At 68.2% G+C, this 22,449-nt stretch carries 22 protein-coding genes and 2 tRNA genes; 13 read left to right on the top strand and 11 right to left on the bottom strand.

The annotated features are described in order from the left end of the window. Positions 1–24: 24 nt before the first annotated feature. The 4 genes from KV203_RS01275 to KV203_RS01260 are packed head-to-tail and all read left to right on the top strand — an operon-like array spanning position 25 to position 3,139. The gene (locus KV203_RS01275) at positions 25–1,182 is read left to right on the top strand and encodes a DNA cytosine methyltransferase (RefSeq protein ID WP_066467261.1); all 1,158 of its coding nucleotides are present in this window, start codon (positions 25–27) and stop codon (positions 1,180–1,182) included. Continuing rightward, complete coding sequence (locus tag KV203_RS01270) at positions 1,179–2,027, top strand: hypothetical protein (RefSeq protein ID WP_066467014.1); 849 nt, start codon at positions 1,179–1,181, stop codon at positions 2,025–2,027. Before KV203_RS01275 ends, KV203_RS01270 begins: the two co-directional genes overlap by 4 nt. Positions 2,028–2,036: 9 nt before the next feature. Beyond that, complete coding sequence (locus KV203_RS01265; protein WP_066467015.1) at positions 2,037–2,444, top strand: very short patch repair endonuclease; 408 nt, start codon at positions 2,037–2,039, stop codon at positions 2,442–2,444. Continuing rightward, positions 2,444–3,139, top strand: a complete 696-nt coding sequence (locus KV203_RS01260) for a DUF998 domain-containing protein (protein ID WP_066467016.1) — start codon at positions 2,444–2,446, stop codon at positions 3,137–3,139. Before KV203_RS01265 ends, KV203_RS01260 begins: the two co-directional genes overlap by 1 nt. Here KV203_RS01260 and KV203_RS01255 read toward each other — a convergent pair. Next, positions 3,136–3,573 carry a hypothetical protein gene (locus KV203_RS01255; protein ID WP_066467017.1) on the bottom strand — a complete coding sequence of 146 codons (438 nt, stop codon included), beginning with the start codon at positions 3,571–3,573 and terminating at the stop codon, positions 3,136–3,138. The genes KV203_RS01260 and KV203_RS01255 overlap by 4 nt on opposite strands. Positions 3,574–3,647: 74 nt before the next feature. Further along, positions 3,648–4,889 carry a lipase family protein gene (locus KV203_RS01250; protein WP_083529781.1) on the bottom strand — a complete coding sequence of 414 codons (1,242 nt, stop codon included), beginning with the start codon at positions 4,887–4,889 and terminating at the stop codon, positions 3,648–3,650. Positions 4,890–5,290: 401 nt separating this feature from the next. On the opposite strand from KV203_RS01250, the gene KV203_RS01245 reads away from it, so the two are divergent. The 3 genes from KV203_RS01245 to KV203_RS01235 all read left to right on the top strand — a co-directional run bounded on the left by KV203_RS01245 (position 5,291) and on the right by KV203_RS01235 (position 7,851). After that, on the top strand, positions 5,291–5,695 hold the full coding sequence (locus KV203_RS01245; RefSeq protein WP_217995932.1) for a hypothetical protein: 405 nt from the start codon (positions 5,291–5,293) through the stop codon (positions 5,693–5,695). Between the two features lie 144 nt (positions 5,696–5,839). After that, the gene (gene gmd / locus KV203_RS01240; protein WP_066467019.1) at positions 5,840–6,877 is read left to right on the top strand and encodes a GDP-mannose 4,6-dehydratase; all 1,038 of its coding nucleotides are present in this window, start codon (positions 5,840–5,842) and stop codon (positions 6,875–6,877) included. After that, positions 6,874–7,851, top strand: a complete 978-nt coding sequence (locus KV203_RS01235) for a GDP-L-fucose synthase family protein (protein WP_174522008.1) — start codon at positions 6,874–6,876, stop codon at positions 7,849–7,851. Before gmd ends, KV203_RS01235 begins: the two co-directional genes overlap by 4 nt. A gap of 82 nt (positions 7,852–7,933) precedes the next feature. Here the strand turns inward: KV203_RS01235 and KV203_RS01230 are convergent, their stop codons facing one another. Beyond that, the gene (locus tag KV203_RS01230) at positions 7,934–9,058 is read right to left on the bottom strand and encodes a DUF475 domain-containing protein (protein WP_066467020.1); all 1,125 of its coding nucleotides are present in this window, start codon (positions 9,056–9,058) and stop codon (positions 7,934–7,936) included. 100 nt (positions 9,059–9,158) lie between these two features. Continuing rightward, on the bottom strand, positions 9,159–9,734 hold the full coding sequence (locus KV203_RS01225; RefSeq protein ID WP_066467021.1) for a TerD family protein: 576 nt from the start codon (positions 9,732–9,734) through the stop codon (positions 9,159–9,161). Between the two features lie 141 nt (positions 9,735–9,875). Between KV203_RS01225 and KV203_RS01220 the strand changes: the two genes are divergently transcribed. The 4 genes from KV203_RS01220 to KV203_RS01205 are packed head-to-tail and all read left to right on the top strand — an operon-like array spanning position 9,876 to position 15,400. Further along, positions 9,876–11,096, top strand: coding sequence for a hypothetical protein (locus KV203_RS01220; RefSeq protein ID WP_066467022.1), 1,221 nt, complete (start codon positions 9,876–9,878; stop codon positions 11,094–11,096). Positions 11,097–11,124: 28 nt separating this feature from the next. Further along, positions 11,125–12,279, top strand: coding sequence for an HpcH/HpaI aldolase/citrate lyase family protein (locus KV203_RS01215; RefSeq protein WP_066467023.1), 1,155 nt, complete (start codon positions 11,125–11,127; stop codon positions 12,277–12,279). Further along, positions 12,276–14,588 (top strand): phosphoribosyltransferase, encoded by a 2,313-nt coding sequence (locus KV203_RS01210; protein ID WP_066467024.1) that lies wholly within the window; start codon positions 12,276–12,278, stop codon positions 14,586–14,588. Before KV203_RS01215 ends, KV203_RS01210 begins: the two co-directional genes overlap by 4 nt. After that, positions 14,585–15,400 (top strand): HAD family hydrolase, encoded by an 816-nt coding sequence (locus tag KV203_RS01205; RefSeq protein ID WP_066467025.1) that lies wholly within the window; start codon positions 14,585–14,587, stop codon positions 15,398–15,400. The genes KV203_RS01210 and KV203_RS01205 overlap by 4 nt, the downstream gene beginning before the upstream one ends. 22 nt (positions 15,401–15,422) lie before the next feature. Here the strand turns inward: KV203_RS01205 and KV203_RS01200 are convergent, their stop codons facing one another. The 3 genes from KV203_RS01200 to KV203_RS01190 are packed head-to-tail and all read right to left on the bottom strand — an operon-like array spanning position 15,423 to position 17,527. Next, positions 15,423–16,166, bottom strand: a complete 744-nt coding sequence (locus KV203_RS01200) for an AIM24 family protein (RefSeq protein WP_373279199.1) — start codon at positions 16,164–16,166, stop codon at positions 15,423–15,425. A gap of 20 nt (positions 16,167–16,186) precedes the next feature. Then, entirely contained in the window at positions 16,187–16,909 is a 723-nt protein-coding gene (locus KV203_RS01195; protein WP_066467027.1) for an AIM24 family protein, read from the bottom strand. Positions 16,910–16,915: 6 nt separating this feature from the next. Then, positions 16,916–17,527 (bottom strand): AIM24 family protein, encoded by a 612-nt coding sequence (locus KV203_RS01190; RefSeq protein ID WP_373279200.1) that lies wholly within the window; start codon positions 17,525–17,527, stop codon positions 16,916–16,918. A 145-nt stretch (positions 17,528–17,672) separates the two neighbouring features. On the opposite strand from KV203_RS01190, the gene KV203_RS01185 reads away from it, so the two are divergent. Beyond that, positions 17,673–18,920 carry a TerD family protein gene (locus KV203_RS01185; RefSeq protein WP_066467029.1) on the top strand — a complete coding sequence of 416 codons (1,248 nt, stop codon included), beginning with the start codon at positions 17,673–17,675 and terminating at the stop codon, positions 18,918–18,920. A 99-nt stretch (positions 18,921–19,019) separates the two neighbouring features. Further along, positions 19,020–19,943 carry an SMP-30/gluconolactonase/LRE family protein gene (locus tag KV203_RS01180; RefSeq protein ID WP_066467030.1) on the top strand — a complete coding sequence of 308 codons (924 nt, stop codon included), beginning with the start codon at positions 19,020–19,022 and terminating at the stop codon, positions 19,941–19,943. Positions 19,944–20,056: 113 nt separating this feature from the next. Here the strand turns inward: KV203_RS01180 and KV203_RS01175 are convergent, their stop codons facing one another. From KV203_RS01175 to KV203_RS01160, 4 genes are all read right to left on the bottom strand, one after another. Continuing rightward, positions 20,057–21,391, bottom strand: a complete 1,335-nt coding sequence (locus KV203_RS01175; protein ID WP_083529783.1) for a cytochrome P450 — start codon at positions 21,389–21,391, stop codon at positions 20,057–20,059. A 256-nt stretch (positions 21,392–21,647) separates the two neighbouring features. Then, positions 21,648–21,896, bottom strand: coding sequence for a hypothetical protein (locus KV203_RS01170; RefSeq protein WP_066467031.1), 249 nt, complete (start codon positions 21,894–21,896; stop codon positions 21,648–21,650). Between the two features lie 266 nt (positions 21,897–22,162). Next, positions 22,163–22,235, bottom strand: a tRNA-Arg gene (locus KV203_RS01165). A gap of 57 nt (positions 22,236–22,292) precedes the next feature. Further along, positions 22,293–22,379 (bottom strand) — tRNA-Ser (locus KV203_RS01160). Between the last annotated feature and the right edge of the window lie 70 nt (positions 22,380–22,449).

Raw genomic sequence — 22,449 nt, 5'->3', positions numbered from 1 at the left:
GGGCTGGCCCCATCCGGGGGCGCAATGGTCGGCCTGTTCGCCGGAATCGGCGGGCTGGAGCTGGGCCTGCGCGCGCACGGCTGGCAGGCCGAGCTGCTCTGCGAGAACGACCCCGGGGCGCGCGCGGTCCTGCAGGCCCGGTTTCCCGGGATCGCCCTGCATCCGGACGTCCGGCGATTGCGCGCTCTCCCGGCCGGGACCGAGCTGGTGGCAGCCGGCTTCCCCTGCCAGGACCTGTCCCAGGCCGGACGCACAGCCGGGATAACCGGGGACCGCTCGTCGCTGGTGGACGACGTTTTCCGGCTGATCCGCCGGCGCCGGGGGCCGCGCTGGCTGCTGATCGAGAACGTCCCGTTCATGCTGCAGCTCGATCGCGGCGCAGCGATGCGGTACATCACCGACGCGCTGTCCGACCTCGGCTACACCTGGGCCTACCGGGTGGTGGATGCACGTGCGTTCGGCTTGCCGCAGCGCCGCCGTCGCGTCCTCATGCTGGCGTCGCGGACCGAAGATCCCCGCCCGGTGCTGTTCGCCGGGGATGAGCCCGACCCGACCCCGTCCCGGACCGATCTTGCGCCCTGCGGCTTCTATTGGACCGAAGGTATCCGCGGGCTGGGCTGGGCGGTGAACGCGGTGCCGACGCTGAAGGGTGGTTCGACGATCGGCATCGCCAGTCCCCCCGCCGTGCGGCTTCCGGCCGGCGGCATCGTCACCCCCGGCATCACCGACGGGGAACGGCTGCAAGGCTTCGCGGCAGACTGGACGCTGCCCGCCGTCACCGTGCCCGGGCTGCGCCATGGGCACCGGTGGAAGCTGGTCGGCAACGCGGTGAGCGTGCGCATGGCCGGCTGGGTGGGGCAACAGCTCGCGGCGCCGCAACGCTACCGGCCGGACGCCGAGCTGGCGTTGCTCCGGGATCAGCGCTGGCCGGACGCTGCCTGGGGCCGAGACGGCGCGGTGTACCGGGTCGTCCGGTCCGCCTGGCCGGTGCACCGGCCGTACGAGGATCTGGCCGGTTTTCTGACCACCGCCCGCCCGCTCTCCGCCCGCGCCACCGCAGGCTTCCTGCGCCGGGCCCGGTCCGGCAGCCTCCGGTTCCCGCCCGGCTTTCTCGACGATGTCGAGGATCACCTGGTGGCGATGGCCGGGCAGGCCGACGGTAGCGATGGGGCCGCGGCGTGACCGGCCCGATCAGCGACGTCGACGGCTTGTTCCCGGATCCGGTCGAGGCGCGTCCGCTGGCCGGAGCGCTGCGCGCCGCCGGCCGGAAGCCCCCGCCGAACGCCGACCGCAGCGTGAAGAAGAACTACGCCCAGCGCCTGTCCAATCAGCTGGCGCAGACCGTGGCCGACCGACTACGACCGCGCTATCCCGAGATCACGCCGACCGCCGACGGGGCCGGGCAAGAGGCTGCCGTCGACGTGGCCAAGGGACGCAAGCGGCTGGACGTGAAGGCGGTGGACCCGACACTCGGCCTGGTGCTGTGCGTGTCGATCAAGACCTACAGCTTCCAGGACTACAGCCCGACGACGCGCAAACTCGGTCGCTGGACCAAGAACATCGTGCGCAACGACCACGAGCTGCGCGGCGAGGCGATGGTCCTGCACCAACGCCAGCCCTACAGCGTGCTGATCGCGGTGCTGTTCACCCCCGGCACGACGTGCGACGATGGCGATCCGCACCAAACCAGCGATGTCGGAAAGTCCTCGTTCGCCCACCATGTCACGACCCTGGCCAAGCGCACCGGACGAGGCAAACGTCCGGTGCTCGGTGGTGCCGAGCGGCTGTGGGTGGATCTGGGTGCCGAGGACACCCGCTACGACCTGTTCGAGAAGGTCTATATCGGGCTGTACGACCCCGACGGCGCGGTCCGGTTCTTCGACGTGGAGCAGGCGCCGCCGCGTAACGGCCGGCCACCGGACGCGCACACGCTCTCCATCACCGCGTTCGTCGAAGCGGTGCACGCCGAGGTGGAACGGCGCAACCGATTTGCCCCGGCCTGGTCGGAGCCCGAACCCGACGAGTGAGCGACGCTGATGCGGCCTGCGACGGACGCTGCGACCAGCGCCCGGATGAGTCGCCAGCAACGTCGGGACACCGCGCCCGAACTTGCCTTGCGGCGCGAGTTGCACCGACGCGGGCTGCGCTATTTCGTCGACCGCGCGCCGCTGCCCGGCCTGCGCCGACGAGCCGATGTGGTGTTTCCGCGGCTACGGGTTGCGGTATACGTGGATGGGTGTTTTTGGCACAGATGTCCAGTGCACGCGACCGATCCGAAGCGCAACGCGGCGTGGTGGGCGGAGAAGCTGGCGGCAAATGTCGCGCGGGATCGGGAAACGGACGCGGCGCTGGCGGAGGCCGGTTGGCAGGTGGTACGACTTTGGGAACACGAAGCCGCCGAAACCGCAGCGGATCGGGTGCAGGCCGCGCTGGGCCGGTCGTGATGGGCACCGCGCTGATCGTCGCCGGCATCTGTTATTCGTCGTGGCTCTTGGAGTTCGTTCTCGATCTCGGCCTCGACCCGACCGATTCGTTCCTCAGCGAACTCGACGCCGTCGGCCGGCCGTACCGCTGGGTGTTCGCGCTGGCCGACGTGATCACCGGCGTGCTGGTGATCCTCGTCGCCGCGACCGCGCTGATCCTTCGTAAGCGCAGCCCAAGCCCACTCGGCCCGCCCAGTCGGCTGACCACGACCGGCTGGGTTGCCCTGATGATCTTCGGCGGTGCCACGGTCGCCGATGCCACCCTGCCGATCAGTTGCATACCGACGCCGGACCACCCGTGTCCGAGCAGCCCCAGCGGATTGTTTCCCCAGCTGCATCACGTTCATGCATTGACCAGCACGGTCGCGGTGAACGCGATCTTCGTGGCGATGATCGCGTTCACCGTAGCCGCATTCCGGCTCCGCCGGGGAGCTGCATACCGGCTCGGCCGGGGAGCTGCGCTGCGCACCGCTGGCCTGACCTGGCTGCTCATCGGGTCGATTGCAACGGTCTGGCTACTGGTCGCGGACAACCTGCCGGGCGATTACGCCCTCGGTGTCGCACAGCGCATACAGGTGGGCATGATGTCGCTGTGGCTGGTCACGCTCGGGATCGCCGTCGCGCGTCCCAGCCCCACCCGAGCTGCGGACGACTAGTCGCCGATCCGGCCGGTCAGCTTCGCCACCTGGTCGCCGACCTTGTCGAGCGCGGCGATGGCGTCGTGGTAAAGCGAATCGACTCGGTCCAGCTGCTGCTCGACGTTGGGCCGGTCGCTCAGCTCGTTGGCACCGCGCTCGACGAAGTCCGAGTAGCGATCCTCGGCGGTACGGCGCAGCTCGTCGTAGGACAGCTTGTCGCGCAGCCCGGCCAGATCGTCCGGAACGTCGACGGGCAGGTCGCCCAGCCGCTCCCGCAGCGCGCTGACCTGGTCACCGAAATCGCCGCGGGTTTCCGAGACCCGAGCGCGAGTCTTCGAGACCAACTCGCTGACCGCGTCGAACGCGGCGTAGCCCGCGCCGACCGTGGCGTAGATCGGCCGCCGCGGGTCGAACGTGGATTCGGTGGGCTTGGTGCCGGTAATGTCGGCCATGGGTCGTGCCTCCTTGGTGGACGGGTACGTCTCTCAAGAATGTACGCCAGGTGCTAACAATTGCAAGCGTCCAGCTAGCGGCAGTTGCTCGGCGCCGGTTCACCGCGAAACCTGGCGTCCAGGTAGTTCATCGCGGCCGGCATGCCCAGCACCGCCGTCGTCATGTGATCCGGGCTGGGATATTTCTCGGCGAGCACCGGCACCCCCGCTGCGCAGTACCGGCGCACGGTGGCGTCGATCGAATCCACCGGGATCAGACCATCGATCGGGCTGTGCCATTCGAATACCGGCATGTTCGGCACCCCCGGATACAGCTCCACACTGTTCAAGTCGGCTACCGACCAGGCGTTCGGATCGTTCACCAGCGAGGTCGACGCCGCAAGCTGCGGCACGCTCCGCCCGGCACCCAGCGCCAAGATGTCGTTGGTGCAGGCGTTGGCCATCTGATCGCGTAACCCGAGCCCCTCCGGATTCAGCTGCGCGCTGAGCGGGAACTGCTCCGGATACTCCCGTTCCAATCCGATCGCGGCGGCCATCGCCAAACCGAACAGTGGATGCGGCGCAAACCCGAGCGCCTCGGCCATCTTGCGAATATTCATCGGGACGCCACCCTCGGCAACCCCGACGATGCGCAACTCGGGCGCATACTCCTTCGCCAGCGCGGCGGCAAACGCGGTCGCCATACCACCACCGGAGTAGCCGGCCATGGCCACCGGACTGCGGCCGAGGTTCAGGTCGGCGCTGCGCTGCACCGCCCGGATCCCGTCGAGGGTGATCTGACCGCCCATTCGGGCCGCGCCGTAGGCGCTGTCCGGCCCGAGATGATCCGGCAACGTGACAACCCAGCCGCGGGCCAGGACGCCGTTGAGCGCCGGCGCTTCCCGGATCACCACGGTCTGGTCGGTCGAGTAGAGCGCCCGCGACGGCGCGCACCGCAAGCCCAGCGCGTTGACGATGTGCTGATAAGACAGCACCGGCGCATCCACCGCACGATTGGGCGGCAGCATCACCAACGTCGTGGCTGCGATCGGCCGCCCCTGCGAGTCGGTCGAACGGAACGCCAGCTGGCGAATCTCGATGCCGGGAAACAACGGCAGCGGCGGCATCGGCCGGGCAGCGAAGATGTCGCCCGGTCCCTTGGCCGCCACATCCGGCGGTTGCAGATAGAACGGATCCGGATCCGGCGCCGGATAGATCGGCGCCGCTCCGGCCGTACCCGGCGCGAACGTCGCAGCGAGCATGACGATCACCCCGACCAGCGCAGCTCGTATCCCGTTACGCCGGCGCTCGGCTGATAAACCGACCGCAGCACCCATACCCGTTGCCGCCTTTCCGTGGTCTGATCCCCGACGGTGTGTGGGCCGGGAACACAATAGCGGACATTGGTCCATATTTCGCACCACGGCAAACGGCACGCCCGCACGGCGACACGCCGAACAACCGGCGTCCCGTTGCTGTGTTCTTAACCACATACAATTTCCCCGGACGGCGGCCGCAAAGCGCTGGAATCGGGGCATCGTCGCTGGTCGTCGCGCCGCCACGGACTCGGATCGACCGTCTCGGCGCCCCGTCGAATCGACCGGCCGGCAAAAACCAACCGGCTCCCAGTCGAGACAAACACCCGTTTCGGAGTCTTGAATAGACATTAAGAACAAACCCTCGGTATGTGACCTGCTCGCGCGTGGCGCAGTGCCCGGCGGGCGCGGAAGGACGCTCAATGGGCTCTCCCCCCACCGCCGACAGTTTCCCAGCGATACCGCCGCAGCGATGCCAGGCGCCGACAGTACTCGTACACAACTATCTGATGGTCGGCCTGCCGAAAGTTCACGACGATCTGGCGGCGCGAACGATCCGGGACGGCGTGGCAGACGCTATCCGATCCACCCGAGCCAAGGCCCTGGTACTCGATTTGGCCGCGGTCGACGGCTTGGATCGCCGGATGACCGAGCTCGTCGACAACATCGCCGCCGATGCCCGCGCGGCCAGCCTGAGCTGCATCGCGCACGATCCGCGCTCGCCGTTCCAACAGAGCCGGGATCACATCGGGGCGCGGATCTGCATCGACACCGTCCGGTCGCTCGACGAGGTGGCCGACTCGGTCGACATCGAGCTCACCGCCTGATTTGCCGGGCGCCGGACCCACGATTCCACTACCTTGATCGACGCATCCGGGCTGCACCGCGACCGCTAGACTGCGAAATCTATGGATATCTATTTCGTACGCGCCGCGTCCCCCGGCTCCCGGACGATCGGCTAGACAGTCGCTATGACCAAACGCGCACTGATCACCGGAATCACCGGGCAGGACGGTTCCTACCTGGCCGAGTTCCTTCTGGGTAAGGGCTACGAGGTGCACGGGTTGATGCGGCGGGCATCAACTTTCAACACCGCCCGGATCGACCACATCTACATCGACCCGCACTCCGCCGACGCGCGGCTGTTCCTGCACTACGGCGATATGAGCGACGGCGCCCGGCTGGTCACGCTCCTCAGCCGGATCCAGCCGGACGAGGTGTACAACCTGGCCGCCCAGTCGCACGTCCGGGTCAGCTTCGACGAGCCCGAACACACCGCCGACACCACCGGGGTCGGTTCGGTGCGGTTGCTCGAGGCGGTCCGAATGGCCGAGCTACCGTGCCGGTTCTATCAAGCATCCAGCTCGGAGATGTTCGGGGCGTCGCCGCCACCACAAAACGAGCAGACGCCGTTCTATCCCCGCTCCCCCTACGGGGCGGCCAAGGTGTACTCCTACTGGATCACCCGCAATTATCGCGAGGCATACGACATGTTCGCGGTGAACGGAATCCTGTTCAATCACGAGTCCCCGCGCCGCGGCGAGACGTTCGTCACCCGCAAGATCACTCGCGCGGTGGCCCAGATCAAGGCCGGCCTGATCGACGAGCTGTACCTCGGCAATCTGGATGCTGTCCGCGACTGGGGGTACGCCCCCGAGTACGTCGAAGGCATGTGGCGGATGCTGCAGACCGACCAGCCGGACGACTACTGCCTGGCTACCGGCCAGGCTTGCTCGGTCCGCGAGTTTCTCGCCGCCTCGTTCGAGCATGTCGGTCTGGACTGGCAGCGCTACGTCAAGCTCGACGCCCGCTACCTGCGGCCGACCGAAGTGGACAAGCTCGTCGGTGACCCGAGTAAGGCCGCGGCCGAGTTGGGTTGGCGGGCGACGGTCGATCCGCGCAAACTGGCCGCCCTCATGGTGGATGCCGATATCCAAGCGTTGGAGCACAGCGGTCGGCCCTGGGTCGACCGACCGGATCTGCCCGACTGGCCGGCGCTGCCATCGTGACCGAGTCATCTGTCGCCGCGCCGGCGGCGCTGGACAAAGCAGCACCGGTCTATGTCGCCGGCCATCGCGGCCTGGTCGGTTCGGCGATCTGGCGACGGCTGACCGCGGCCGGGTTCACCGAGCTGGTCGGACGTAGCTCGGCGGAGTTGGACCTGCGCGATCGATCGGCCGTGTTCGACTTTTTCGCTCGTACCGACGTCTCGGTCGTCGTGCTGGCGGCAGCACGGGTCGGTGGCATCGCGGCCAACAACGCCTATCCGGTGGACTTTCTCTCCGATAACCTCCAGATCCAGCTCAACGTGCTGGACGCGGCCCGGGCGCACGAGGTATCACGGCTGCTGTTCCTCGGCTCGTCCTGCATCTACCCGAAGTTCGCCGCCCAGCCGATCACCGAGGACGAGCTGCTCACCGGTCATCTGGAACCGACCAACGAGGCCTACGCAATCGCGAAGATCGCCGGGATTCTGCACGTGCGCGCGGTGCGCCGACAGTACGGTCTGCCGTGGATCGCGGCGATGCCGACCAATCTGTACGGCCCCGGGGACAACTTCGATCCGCAGGCCAGTCATGTGTTACCGGCGCTGATCCGCCGGTACGACGAAGCCGCACAGCACGGTCTGCCGTCGGTCACCAACTGGGGCAGCGGCACCCCGCGCCGCGAATTCCTGCATGTCGACGACTTGGCCGACGCCTGCCTGCACCTGCTGGCGAACTACGACGGCGACGACCACGTCAACGTGGGTACCGGGATCGACCACAGCATTGCCGAGATTGCCGGCATGGTCGCCGATGCCGTCGATTACTCCGGCGAGATCCGCTGGGACACCAGCAAGCCGGACGGCACACCGCGCAAGTTGCTGGATGTGAGCAAACTCCGAGCCACCGGCTGGACGCCGTCGATCGGGTTGGAAGCCGGCATCGCGAGCACCGTCGGGTGGTACCGAGATTCGATCTGCGCCGGCGCCCCGACGTAGCACCACGGCATAGACCGGGTTTCACACCGACGCCAAAGGCCGGCCGGGTTCGACCCGGCCGGCCTTTGTCGGCACCTCGTGGCTACCCCACCGGTACGGCGGCCGGTGTGTCGTCGCCGCTGCGATCTCCATCCCGTCGATTGCTGATCAGGCTGGTGATGAACGCTGCACCGATCAACGCCACCCCGACCAGCCCGGTGACCAGTTCCGGCACGTGGATGTTGCCGACGGTGATCAACAGGATCACGGCGAGCGCTCCGATCGCCCAGAAGGCACCGTGCTCCAGGTACCGGTACTCGTTCAGCGTGCCCTTGCGTACCAGGTAGATCGTGATCGACCGGACGAACATGGCACCGATCAGGCCGAGGCCGAGCGCGATGATGATCGGGTCGGAGGTGATCGCGAAGGCGCCGATGACGCCGTCGAAGCTGAACGACGCGTCCAGCACCTCCAAGTAGAGGAACAGGAAGAAGCCGGCCTTGCCGGTGGCCTTGGCCAGCTCGCTCGGGCCGCCGTGACTCGACGCCTCGGCCGCATGCTCGGCATGCGTCTCGGCGTCGAACAACTCACCCAACCCGTTCACCACGATATAGACGACCAGACCGAGTGCGCCCGAGACCATCACCGTGGCCACCTTGTCCTCCGCGGCAAGGAACTCCGCCGTGAGCACCAGGGCGATCAACGCCACGACCACCGACACCATGTCCAGCTTGCCGATCCGGGCGAGCGGCCGCTCCAACCAGGACAACCAGGTGATATCCCGATCCTCGAACACGAAGTCCAGGAACAACATCAGCAGGAACATGCCACCGAACGCCGCGATCTGCGGATGCGCGTCGGTGACCAGCGTCTCGTAGCTCGGCGAGCCATCCGGGAAGTACGCGGCATCGCCCGGCGGCGGATTCAGGGCCAGGTCCAGCGCCCTCGTCGGGGACAGGCCGGCGGTGATCCAGACGATCGCCAGTGGGAACAGCAGACGCATGCCGAACACCGCGATCAGAATGCCGATGGTGAGGAATATCTGCTGCCAGAAGTCGCTCATCCGCCGCAGGATGGTCGCATTGACCACCGCATTGTCGAACGACAACGAGACCTCGAGGATGCCGAGAATCAGGGCGAGGGCGAACGCCTCCGGCCCCCCGTAGAGCCAGGCCACGACCAGTGAGGCGATGGTGACCAGGATGGACAATCCGAATATTCGGATCACGGGCGAATGCCTTTCTCGGTATTACACATTCGGGGCAACATACTCGGTCCGAGGCTCCCCGCGGGTGACGGGGAGCCTCGGACCGAAACGGCGAGACGACCTAGACGTTGACGCCGTAGTCCTTGGCGATGCCCGCCAGGCCGGACGCGTATCCCTGCCCGACCGCGCGGAACTTCCATTCGGCGCCGTTGCGATACAGCTCGCCGAAGACCATCGCGGTCTCGGTCGACGCATCTTCGGACAGGTCGTAGCGCGCCAGCTCGGTGCCGTCGCTGCGGTCCACAATCCGGATGAAAGCATTACGCACCTGGCCGAACGACTGCTGCCGGGTGTCCGCGTCGTAGATCGACACCGGGAACACGATGTTGGTGATCGTGGGCGGCGTCGCCGCCAGGTCCACGTTGATCACCTCGTCGTCGCCATCGCCGGCACCGGTCAGGTTGTCCCCGAGATGCTCGATCGCGCCTTCCGGTGAACGAAGGTTGTTGAAGAAGATGAAGTGCTGGTCACTGAGCACCTTTTTGTCCTCGCCGGTTGCGATCGCGCTCGCGTCCAGGTCGAAATCGGTGCCCGTGGTGGTCCGGACGTCCCAGCCCAGACCGACCGCCACGGCCGTGAGATTCGGCGCGGCCTTGGTCAACGAGACGTTGCCACCCTTACTCAAGCTGACACCCATGCGAATACCCTCCTAGAAGTCCGTCTTGTCGCCCGACTGTCCGATTCGCCCGGCTACCTCCCCGACACTAGTCGTGTTGGACACACTTGGGCAGTCACAACCCCAGCCGAGCCGGCGCCGCCAAATCGCTAGGATCGTGATGTGGCGCGGCGATGGCTTCGATCGCCTCGGGACGACGACTGGGTGCCCGCGGCGGAACAAGCCCTGAGCACAGCATTTCTCGATCTGGACCGGCGACGGACGGTCGCCGAGGCGGGGGTTCGGGCGAGCGAGGAGATCGCCGCCGGACCCGACCTGGCCGCGGGCACCGCCGGCGATATCGGCAGCACCTGGGCGGTGGTCCGCAGCCGGTGCGACGCGGCGACCAGCAGCTACCTTGCCCTGTCCGAGCAGCTCGGCGGCCGGGTGACGAACCGGCCGGTGCCGCCGAACCACCGCGCCGAGGTCGGGCCGGTGGTCGAGCAGCTGACTGCCGCCGCTCGCGCCGTGGACGAGTTCTATCACGCCCATCGCGATCGGCTGGCAAGCGCGCAGGCGACGTTGGCAGCGGTTCCGCAACTGGCCGAGCACGCCCGGTCTGTCGCTGCGGCCGCGCAGCGGCGGCTCGCCACACTCCCCCAGTTCGCCACCTATCCGTCCGTCCACGCGCCGGCCACCCGGCTGGCTGCCGGGCTCGAGCGACTGGCTGCAGCGTCCCGTCCGGGTGCGCGCCGGGCCGCCGCGCAGCAGGTGGTCGCGGCGGCCGGCGAACTCGACGCAGCATTGACGGCGGCGCCCGGCCGGGAAACCGAGGCCGGCACCAAACTGACCTCCGCCCGCACCCGGCTGGCGGCCGCGACCACCCGAACCGAGCAACTCGGCCCGGCCTATTCGGCATTACTGCGCGAGTTCAATGCCGCCAGTTCGGCCGACCTGACCGGTAACGACCAGCAAGCCCGCACCGGCTTGGCCGCCGCCGAGCGCGACCTCACCGCGGCAACGGCCGCGCTGCGCACCGGCGACCCGGAGCGCGCCGTCGCGCTCGCCGGAGCCGCCCGCGCCCAGCTCGCCGTCGCCGAGCAGGCGGCCGATGCGGTGACCGACCGATTGACCCTGCTCCGACAAGTCCGGGACGACCCCCGCGCGCGGGAGCGGGCGACGCGGTTCCGGTTGCGCGACGCGCAGATGCTCGCCGTGGCCAAGGGAATTACCGCCGAGTGGGCCTCGGTGCTGGATGCCCAAAATGAGCGGATCGACCGAGTTGTCGGCACACTGGCAGGGCGTCATCCGGACTACTGGGCGTACGTGCAGGGGTTGGACAACGTGACCACGTTCGTGTCCGGAGTGGTGGAACGAATGCGCAAGCAGCCACAGCCCGGCTGAGGGGTACCGAACAGATAGTGAGCACGCGATGCGGCATTTCCGCCAGCTCGACGCCGACACCAGCCGTCGGCTGTTTCTCCACCCGCCGCACGAGATCGCTCCGGACGACCGGCCGCGCACCGCGATGGCCCTCGGCGCGACGCTCTATCTGCCGGCCACCCGCCCGGCGCTGGCCGACACGATCGAACGACGGGCGGCCGAAGGCGTGGTGTCGATGGTCGTCGACCTGGAGGATGCGGTCGCCGACAACGAACTGGACCGCGCCATCGCCGCTGCGGTCGACGCGCTGACCGACCTCGCGCAGCGACCGGACCGGCGTCCGATGCTGTTCCTCCGGGTCCGCGATCCCGACGGGATCGCCCCGATCTGCGACGCGCTCGGTCCGGCGCTCGCCGTCCTGACCGGCTTCGTGTTTCCGAAGTTCGGCGCCCACACCGGCGGCCGTTATCTCACCGAGCTGGCCGACGCAGCACGGCGGCACGGTCGGCGACTGTTCGCGATGCCGGTGTTGGAGACGCCCGAGCTGGTGCACCGGGAGACCCGGGACCGGGAGCTGGCGGCCGTGGCCGCTCTGCTCGCCGAGCACCGGGAACGCATTCTGGCGGTACGAATCGGTGCCACCGACATGTGTGCGACATTCGGCATCCGCCGCGACCGCGACCTGACCATCTACGACGTTCGGGTGGTCGCGGATGTGATCGCCGGCATCGTCAATTATCTCGGCCGCGCGGACGGCACCGGCCACCTGATCACCGGACCGGTCTGGGAATACTTCGCCGACCACGAACGGATGTTCCGCCCGATGCTGCGCGCGACCCCGTTTGCCGAGCACGACGCGGTCCGGTTCCGGCAACAACTGGTCAGCCGGGACTTGGACGGGTTGCTCCGGGAGCTCGCCCTGGATCGGGCGAACGGCATCCACGGGAAGACGGTGATCCATCCGTCCCATGTCGCGGTGGTGCACGCACTCTCCGCGGTAACGCACGAGGAATACCACGATGCCGCCGACATCCTCGACTCGGACGCCGGTGGCGTGCGCGCGTCCGGGTACCGCAACAAGATGAACGAGCTTCGCCCGCATCGCAGCTGGGCCGAGCAGACGATGCTGCGCGCGGACGTGTTCGGGGTCACGCACAAGGGCGTCACCTTCGTCGACCTGCTCACCGCGCTGGTGACGAAGTGAGCCCACTTCCGCACCTGCAGCTGCACGGGGTCGGCGACCTGGTCCGGCCCGGGCTACGCCGGAACCCGCGGCGCGCACACCTGCTGGTCTCGACCGTGCTCGGTAAGCACCTGCCCACCGCGCCACAGGTCGTCCTGGATGCCGGAAACCGGTTGGGCGACCGGGTGGCCGCCACGCTCGCCGGCACCCCGGCTGCCGTGTTCGGATTCGCCGAAACCGCAACCGCACTCGGGCACAATGTCGCCGACCGGATATCTGCACCGGTATACCTGCACTCGACGCGGCGCGCCGTGCCCGGTGTGGTACCGGCCGGGCGGTTCGAGGAAGGACATTCGCACGCCACCGACCATCTGTTGCTGCCGGTGCCGGCCGATCTGTTCGACACCGATCTCCCCTTGGTCTTGGTCGACGACGAAATTTCCACGGGAGCAACAGCACTCGATGCAATTGCGGCCCTGCATCGCCGCCGGCCCCGGGATCGATACGTGATCGCGTCGCTGGTGGACCTGCGGACGCCGGCCAGCCGAGCGGCAACCGCTGCGGTCGCGACCGCCCTGGGCGTGACGATCGACACGGTCTGTCTGGCCGCGGGATCGATCGACCTGCCGGACGGGCTGATCGACGCCGTGGCCGCATTACCCGAGCCGGAGCTGAATCCGATTGCCCCGCAGCGGGGCCGGACTGCTCGGGTCGAACTGCCCTGGCCGGCGACGGTGCCCGACGGCGGTCGGCACGGCGTGCCGAGCGCCGATCGGGACCGGTTCACGATCGCCGCCGGCGCAGCGGCCGAGACGCTGGCCCGGGCGCTTCCGACCGATCGACCGGCGCTGGTGATCGGCCACGAGGAGCTGATGTATCTGCCGCTGCGGATCGCCGCCATTCTTGCCGAGCACGGTAGGACCGTGCGGTTCCAGACCACCACCCGCTCGCCCGGCTACGTCGCCGACCGGTCCGGCTATCCGCTCCGCCGCGGGTTCCGTTTCACTGCACCCGAACTCGGCGAGAGCGCGCCGCGCTACCTGTACAACGCCGGCTGGCCGGACGCCGATCCGGTGGTAGTGCTGATCATCGATCCGCCCGCCGATACGCCCGCCCTGACCGAACCGGGCGGGCTGGTCGACGTGCTCACCGCGGCCGGTACCGACGTCGTCGTTGCCGCATTGCCCGGGGTCGACCCGGCAGCGCTACGCGCCGCCCGCACGGCCGCACCCCTGACCGGTCCGGGGTTCGGCTCGTATGCCGCCGACGAGGTGGCCTGGCTGGTGCAGGATCTGTCCGCGGTCCGGCTGGAGGCGCCGACGATCGAGCGGGAGCGACGGATCCAGTCCGGCGCAGCGCACTACGCCGAGTCGCTGCCGGTCGAATACCAGCCGGACGCCGCTTATCGGGCGCTGTTCGACCGGGCGCTGGCCGACAGTGCCCGCCGGCTCGCGCTCGCCGTCGCAACGGTGACCGAGTTGGTGCTCGCCGAGCGCGGCACTGAGATCGTGCTCGCCTCGCTGGCTCGGGCCGGCACCCCGATCGGCATCCTGATGCGCCGGTGGGCCGGCTATCGCGGGCATCCCGTCCCGCACTACACCCTGTCGATCGTCCGGGATCGCGGCATCGACCCGGTCGCGCTGGATTATCTTGTCCGCCATCATGATCCGTCCAGTGTCGTATTCGTCGACGGGTGGACCGGGAAAGGCGCGATCGCCCGCGAGCTGACCGCGGCACTGGCCGGCTACCGCGCGGCGGGTGGGCCGGCATTCGACGACGACCTGGCCGTCCTCGCCGATCCGGGCTACTGCGTGCGAACCTTCGGCACCCGCGACGACTTCCTGATCGCCTCGGCATGTCTCAACTCGACCGTGTCCGGCCTCGTCTCCCGGACCGTGCTGAACCCCCAGCTGATCGGTCCCGGCGAGTTCCACGGGGCGAAGTTCTATCCCGAACTGGCACCGGACGACGTATCGAACGTGTTGCTGGACACGGTGAGCGCCGAGTTCGGCGCGATTGCCGGCCAGGTACCCGGCGCGGTCGCCGCGGTGACCGCCGGCGACCGCACGCCGACCTGGACCGGCTGGGCCTCGGTCGAACGGGTTCGCACCGAGTACGGCATCGCGTCGGTGAACTTCGTCAAGCCGGGCGTCGGCGAGACCACCCGGGTGTTGTTGCGCCGGATGCCCTGGCGGGTCCTGGTGCGCGAGCCGAATGCGCCGGAGCACGAACATATCCGACTGCTGGCCACGACCCGGGGAGTGCCGGTCGAGGTGGTGCCCGACCTCGCCTACTCCTGTATGGGACTGATCAAGGACGTCACCGAATGACCCTCGTCGCCACCGATCTCGATCGCACTCTGATCTACTCCCGGGCAGCGGCCGGCGAGCACGACGGCACCGACCTCTATTGCGTCGAGCTGTACGACGGCGCGCCGCTGTCGTTCATGACCGAGCGCGCGACGGCGTTGCTGTCCGTACTCGCTGGCCGGATCACGGTGCTGCCGACGACGACCCGGACGATCGCCCAGTTCCGCCGGATCGCCCTGCCCGGTGCGCCCTGGCGGTACGCGGTGACCACCAACGGTGGGCACATCCTCGTCGACGGCAAGCCGGACGTCTGCTGGCACGCGCAGGTCGAGACCGCAGCGCAGGCCGGTGGCGCCTCCCTGACCGAAGTCGAACGGGCGCTACGGAATCGGGTAGACGAGAGCTGGGTGGACGCGCTCCGCACGGCCGACGGCCTGTTTTGTTACGCGGTCGTCCGATCGGCCGCGGTCCCACCGGACTTCCTCGCCGAATGGTCGGCCTGGTGCGCCGAGATCGGCTGGAACGCTTCGCAACAGGGTCGCAAGATCTACACGATGCCGGACGTGGTGTGCAAGAGTCGCGCGGTTGCCGAGGTCCGGCGCCGGCTGATCACCGACGGCACCTTGCCCGCGACGGCTCCGCTGCTCGCTGCCGGCGACGGTGCGCTCGACGCCGACTTGCTGGCCGGGGCGGATGCCGCGATCCGGCCGCGGCACGGCGAACTGCACGAGCTGGCCTGGACCCACCCCGGACTGAGTATCACCGAGGGAAGCGGCATCCGGGCCGGGGAGGAGATCCTGGACTGGTTTACCCAGCGCAGCGCGATCGACTGAGCCCGCTCCGTCCCCAGCCGGCTCAGTAGCCCTGTTGCTGTTGCTGTTGCGCCAACTGCTGACCGATCACCCCGTGCAGGCGCTGCAGTCCGCCGGGGGTGAGGCCGTGGATCTGGCCCTCGATCGTCCGCACCACGATGCTGTCGTCCCGGACTTTCTCGCTGGACTGGATGAGCACCGTGCCGGCACCGGTGAAGTCGAACTGCCGCTCCTCACCGGACTGCACCCCGACCGCCGCAGCGCCGGCGGCGAGAAAGCCGTTGATCCAACGCTGGTCGTAGTGATGGCTCGGGGACGGGCAGTCCGCCCAACCGACCAGCGCTTCCGGGTCGATCCGCAACGGTGGCTCGGCGAACATCACCGGACCGTTGGACGAGGCGAGGAACTTGCCCGTGCCGATCAAGGTGAGGAAGCCCGGCACGATCGACTGGTTCAACGCCAGGCCCGGCTCGAAGGCGAGCAAGTTCGCCGCGCGAACGGTCAGGTTGCCCGCGTCCAGGTCGTAGGAATTGATGTCGTAGCCCCGATCGCCGATGATCAGCTTGCCCATGCCCTGGGCGACCACGTAGTCGCCGGTGTACAGCGGCGCCGAGAATTGGCTCGACACCATGTGCATCAGCTCACCGTGCAGACCGTGGGTCATCGACTGGAACTGCATCTGGCCGTAGTAGGCGATCATCGCGCCTTTCCGCATGAACCACGGCCGAGTCAGATCGATGCAGAAGGCGTAGCCGTTGTCCGGGATGTTGTCGCTGCCGTTCAGCATGGACGGATCCAGTACGACGCTCACAGCTTCTCCTCCGATGGCTGGACGTACACCACTCCCTGCCCGACACAGTTCAGCTGCATCGCCTCACCGGCCCCGCGGCCGACCGCATCCCGCCAGCTCATCGCGGTTTTCAGCTCGGTGGAAACGTTGCCGTAGGCGGCCACGAACGCCTGCGGATCGACCACTACCGGGAACTGTCCCCCGACCGGGAGCTCCAGGTAGCCACCGTGCGATAACAGGACCGCGCTGCCCATCCCGGACAACTGGGTGGTGAACATTCCGGCGCCGGTGAGCGCGCCGGTCGCGGCGCCGCGCAATGCGCCCATCAACCCGCGGCCGCCACCTCCACCGCCGCCGGAACTCGCGACGGAGACCACCGAACTCTGCAGCTGCGCGGTGTAGGCGAGCAGCCGGGATGCTTCCACCCGGAGCACGGCGCCCGGCTGCAGCTCGACCACCTGCACCTCGAGGCCGGCGTAGCCGTAGTGCACGACCCCGTTGCCCTGCGCCAGCATCGTCCGCTCGTGCTCGCCGCGCATCATCCGACCCGCCAGCTGCATCACTCCGCCCGCACCGCCGAAGTTGCCCGCGCCCGGGACCTGGTGCGGCGCAAAGCCGACGTCGCCGGTGTAGTACAACATCGCGCCGGTCCGGCCGACCACGCCGCCCGCTCGGCCTACGTCCACCTTGACGACCTTGCTGTTCACCTTCTCGAAGGTCGTCGAATTACCGAACGACACCGACCGCTACCTTTCCGCCGGCTGAATGGACACGACACCCTGGCCATCCCAGCGCAACGAGAAGTTCTCCCCGCTGCCCTGACCGACCGCGGTGCGCCAGGACACATCGGTGACGAACGACTGGCTGAGGTTCCCCCGGGCGCAGACGAATGCGTCCGGATCGACGACGAGCGGGTATTGCGGCGACACCGCCAGGTGGATCAGCGGACCGCCGGCCGACAGCAAGGCGACCTGGCCCTGCCCGGTCACCGTCGTGGTGAACAAACCCTGCCCGGTGGACGCGCCGCGCAATCCGGCGAAAGTGACGTTGCACTGCAGATTTCCGGCGATCGCCAGCAACTGTTGCGACTCCACCTGCAACGTCTCACCGGCCAGCCCGACCACGGCGACGTACTGACCGTTCACCGCGAGGAACACCCGGCCGTTGCCGCCGCACTCCATCAACGACAGCGACTCGCCGGTCGCCCGCCGCTTGATCCCGGCCACCAGGCCGTCGCCACCGCCGAAACCCGTCGACTTGAACGTCACGTTGCCCTCGAACGCCACCATCGAGCCGCTGAGCGCCCGGATACTGGAGTTCGCCAGCTGCGCCTCCACCACCTTCGACGACTTCTCCATCAACTGTGCCAAGAAATCCTCCTGTTCGGCGATGAGACGCGGAGACGATTCGCGGTCATACTTTCATGCCGGACGCACCGGCGCCGTCGTGTCGGTGGACTCTCGTAGAGTGGCGGGCGACGCCATCGCAAGGGGAGGACCGCCGATGTCCGCAGCACTCGCCAAAGGCCAGAATGCTCCGCTGAGCACCGACACTGTGGTCCTGTCCGCACAGCTCACCGCGCCCGCCGACCTGTCGGCGCTGCTCGTCACCGATCGCGGCAAGGTCCGCTCGGACGCAGATTTCGTCTTCTTCAATCAGCCGACCGGCCCCGGCGTCCGCCTGCAACCGGGCCCGGCCGGGCAGGCCGCCGCGGTCGCGGTGACGTTGAGCCAGGTGCCCGCCGACATCGACCAGATCCGCGCGGTGATCACCCTGGACAACCCGTCGAGCAACTTCGGGCAGTTCGCCCCGCCGACCGCCGTCGTCGCGGACGGGAGCGGAAACCGCTTGTACGAGTATCGGATCGACGGACTCAACAGCGAATCGATCGTGATCGCGCTGGAACTCTACCGGCGTCAAGGCAGCTGGAAGGTGCGCGCGGTCGGCCAGGGCTACGCCGGCGGTTTCGCCGCGCTGGTCACCGACCACGGCGTCAGCGTCGACGACGCTCCCCCGCCCCCGGCACCGCCGACACCACCCTCTCGGCCGGCACCGCCGACACCACCGCCGGCTGCTGCCTATCCGCCACCGGCGGCGCAGCCGTATCAACCACCGCCCGCCGCCGCCCCGCCCGCGCCGACCGGCGAAGTCAGTCTGACCAAAGGCCGGCCGGTCAGTCTGACCAAGGGGCAGCGGGTGACGCTCCGCAAGGAGGGAGGCGTCGCCCTGACCCAGATCTGGATGGGTTTGGGCTGGGATCCGGTCAAGTCGCCGCGCGGTGGCTTCTTCGGCAGCCGCACGCCGAGCATCGACCTGGACGCATCCGCGGTGATGTTCGCCGGACCGAACATCGCCGATGTCGTCTACTACGGCCAGCTGACCGCCAAGGACGGATCGATCCGGCACCGGGGGGACAACCTGACCGGCGAGGGTGACGGCGACGACGAAGTGATCCTGGTCGACCTCACCCGGGTGCCGCCGCAGGTGAGCGCCATCATCTTCATCGTCACCTCGTATCGGGGCCACACCTTCGAGCAGGTGTCCAACGCGTTCTGCCGCCTGGTGGACAACACCAGCGACGCCGAACTGGCGCGCTACACACTGCAGGGTGGCATGCCGTTCACCGCAATGGTGATGGCCAAGGTGTTTCGCGTCGGCGGCGACTGGAAGCTGCAGGCGATCGGCGAAGGCATCCAGGCCAAACATCCCGGCGAGGCGGTGCCGCAACTCGGCCGGTTCGCATCGGCCTGACACCCTTTCGTGCCCGAGACCATTCGAGAAGCTCCGGGGCCGTCTACTCGCTAGACTAACTACGGGACGACCGCACGCGGCTGCCCGGCAGGAGGAAGAATGTTCCGTGGATTGGTCGCACTGGGCATTCAGTACGGCAAGATCCACGTGGTCGACGTCACGGACGGCAGCACCACCGTGCTCCTGGACAAAGGCGAGGCCGGGTTCTCCCCCGACGGGGTCGTGGTCCGGGACGGCACCGTCTACTGGACGACCATGGGCCGTCCGATCCGGGATCGCTCGGTCGCCGGTGAGGCCGGCCTCGACTACTCCCCGCGCAACGGCGGTCTGCACGCGGTCGGCCTTGATGGTTCGGGCCGGCGCGACCTCGTGCCCGAGGGCTGTATCACCAGTGGTAAGCAGCTCGATCTGGACGATTCCGGACAGCTCTACTGGAGTGATCGAGAAGGCTGCAAGGTGAGTCGGGCGAACGTCGACGGGTCGCAGCTGACCGACCTGGTCGTGAACCCACCCGACTCGCCCCGGCCGGAATGCGTCGGTGTCGCAGTCGACCCGGCCGCCGGATACCTCTACTGGACCCAGAAGGGGCCGCCCAACGGCGGCGTCGGCGCGATCCTGCGGGCCGGGCTGACCGTTCCGGACGGGGAAGACGCCGCCCACCGCTCGGACATCGAAGTGCTCTGGACGGGATTGCCCGAGCCGGTGGACCTGAAGCTGCACGACGGATTCGTCTACTGGACCGACCGAGCGGACGCGCTGCCCGGTGGAAATTCACTGAACCGCGCAGCAATTCCGGCGAAGAACGCTCGCGGCGATACCCCGCAGCTACTCGCCGACGGTTTCCGGGCGGCCATCGGCGTGACCATCGACGGCGACGCCGGGCTGGCCTATGTGGCCGACCTCGGCGGCCGGATCCGTGCGGTGTCGATCGGCGACCCGACGGGTACCCCTCCACCACAGTCCTGGGTCTTGGCCGATCTCGGCGAACGACTCTCCGGAATCGACGGCATCACCGATAGGTAGGTCGTCGGTAGTCGGCTGAAACGGTGAGGGGCTGGAACAACGACGTTTCAGCCCCGCCGTTGCCGATTCATGCTCCTCGGTCGCACCGACCGCCACAACCAGCGGCTCGGCGATCAGCGGCTCGGACGGTCCGCGTTCGACACCGACAGCGGCACACAGGTCGTCGAGCGAGGTGAATTCACGTGCCCGGCTAAGCGAGTCCGGCGGCGGCCGATCCGAACCGGCACCCGGGTAGGCCGCCGAACGTACGGTCCGTCGGCCCACGTGACACCGGTCAGGTCGACCTCCAGCTCCGGCACCCGACCGATCAGCTCTTCCAGCGCCACCCGGGACTGCACCCGCGCCGCCGCCGCACCCAGGCAGTGATGAGTGCCGTGGCCGAACGTCAGCAGGTTGCGCGGGTTGCGGGACACGTCGAGCTCGGCCGCGTCGGGCCCGAATTCGCGCTCGTCCCGGTTCGCGCTGGCATAGAGCAACAGCGCCCGCCGGCCGGCCGGGATGGTGACGTCCCCGATCGTCACATCGCGGGTCACCGTGCGGGCCAGACCCTGCACCGGCGACGTCAGCCGGAGAAACTCTTCCACCGCGCCCGGGATCAGGCCCGGGTCGGCGACCAGGCGACGATGTTGCGCCGGATTGTCGTGCAGCAGCTGCACCGCACCGCCGAGCATTCCGGTCGTGGTGTCGTTACCCCCGGTGACCATGGTGAACGCGAACCCGAGCACCGCAAGCATCCCCGCGACATCGCCGGTCGCTCCGTAGCCTGCCGCGACCAGGTGCGAGATCGTGTCGTCACCCGGTTCCCGACGGCGGCGCTCGATCAGTTCGGCGAAGTAGCCGAGCAACTCGCCGACCGCCACGGCCACGTCACCGGACGCGGATGCGAGATCGACGCCCGTGCCGGCAGCGACGGCGACGATCTGCTCGGTCCAGCGATCGAATCGGTCGCGATCCGCCTCGGGCACGCCGAGATAGTGTGCTACCACCATCGACGGCAACGGCTTGAACAGCTCGGCCACGATGTCGCCACCGCCCAGCTCGCGCAACCGTTCCAGCCGCTCGACCACGAACTCCCGCACCGCGGGCTCGACCGAGGCCACCTGCCGCGGCGTGAAACCCCGGGCGACCAGCTTGCGGAACTCGGTGTGCGCCGGCGGGTCCTGCATCACCATCGGCGGGTTGTCCGCCATGCCGATCTTCGCCAGGTCGCCATAAGTCACGGTGAGTCCTTGCGCCGACGAGAACGTGGCCCAGTCGCGGGCGGCGGTATAGACATCCCGATGCCGGGACAACACGTAGTAATCCCGGTCCGGCGCGTCGTCCGGCACGACTCGATGCACCGGGTCGTGGTCGCGCAGCGCGGCGTACATCGGCCAGGGGTCGGCCCAGGTGGCACCGCTGCGGGGGACGAACCGAGCTGCGGCGTCCGGCGGCATCATCGCGCTCATCATCCATAGGTAAGTCGGTTACCGCGCCGTGTCAACCAGCTCGTCAGCGGTGGCAGCTGATTCCCTGCTTGCGGCCGCACTGGGAATGGTCTGCGCCGTCTGGCTGGTTGTCGCCTTCGCCGCGGGGTGGCGGTGCTGACGCCGGTGACCATCGACACCGGCGAGTGGCTCGAACATCAGGTCGGCTTCGGTGCGGTAGTTACGTTGCGCACCCGGAGGGGAACGTGGATGGCTCGTGGTGTCAGGGCTGCTGCGCTTAAGGTTGGGTGGCCCGGACGCGGATCACTTCACACACCCGTAGCGCTTCCCGCTCGCTCACCTGCTGCACGTCCCCGTTCATCATCTTTGCGGCGAGACACTGCGGATCCCGCTGCGCGTAGAGCAGCGGAAACCACTCCGAGGTGGCGCCCGAGAACCTCTCCGCCGGCGCGAGCCCCTCGTCCGGCGCTGCCGCATCGACCCGATACACGGCGTAGTCGTCATCGGCGAAATACTTGTAACTCATACCTATCACCCCACCGCTTATAAGTGAATCATTCCGTATTTGCGCCGGTCAGGGGAGGTCGGGCGGCATCGGAACGTTGGCCTCGATGTAGGCGCTGCTCGGCGCGCAGTTCATCCTTAGCTGCGGGCGGCCCAACTCGCCACGACCGGGCAGCACTACGTCGAGCGAGTCACCCGCGGCCCCGGCACCGGCAAGTAGGGGATTCCGCGTCCGGCTGGACCGGAACCCGGCATCCCGCACCCCGCGGGTCGAACATTGTTTCTGAGCGCGCCCGAAGGGATTCGAACCCCTAACCTTCTGATCCGTAGTCAGATGCTCTATCCGTTGAGCTACGGGCGCTTGTGTATTCAGTTGTCGCTCGTATTCAGTTGTCGGCCCGGCGAACCGGACGTCGGGCGGAGGCGAGAGGATTTGAACCTCCGGTCCCCGTGAAGGGACAACTCATTAGCAGTGAGTCCCATTCGGCCGCTCTGGCACGCCTCCTCGAGAGCCGGTCCGTTGACGAACCGCCGCTGCGATAGGTTACACACCCGCCCTGAGCTAAGCAAAAGGC

This window comes from Skermania piniformis (assembly GCF_019285775.1).
Taxonomy (GTDB): Bacteria; Actinomycetota; Actinomycetes; order Mycobacteriales; family Mycobacteriaceae; genus Skermania; species Skermania pinensis.
This window is presented reverse-complemented; position numbering and strand designations above follow the sequence as displayed.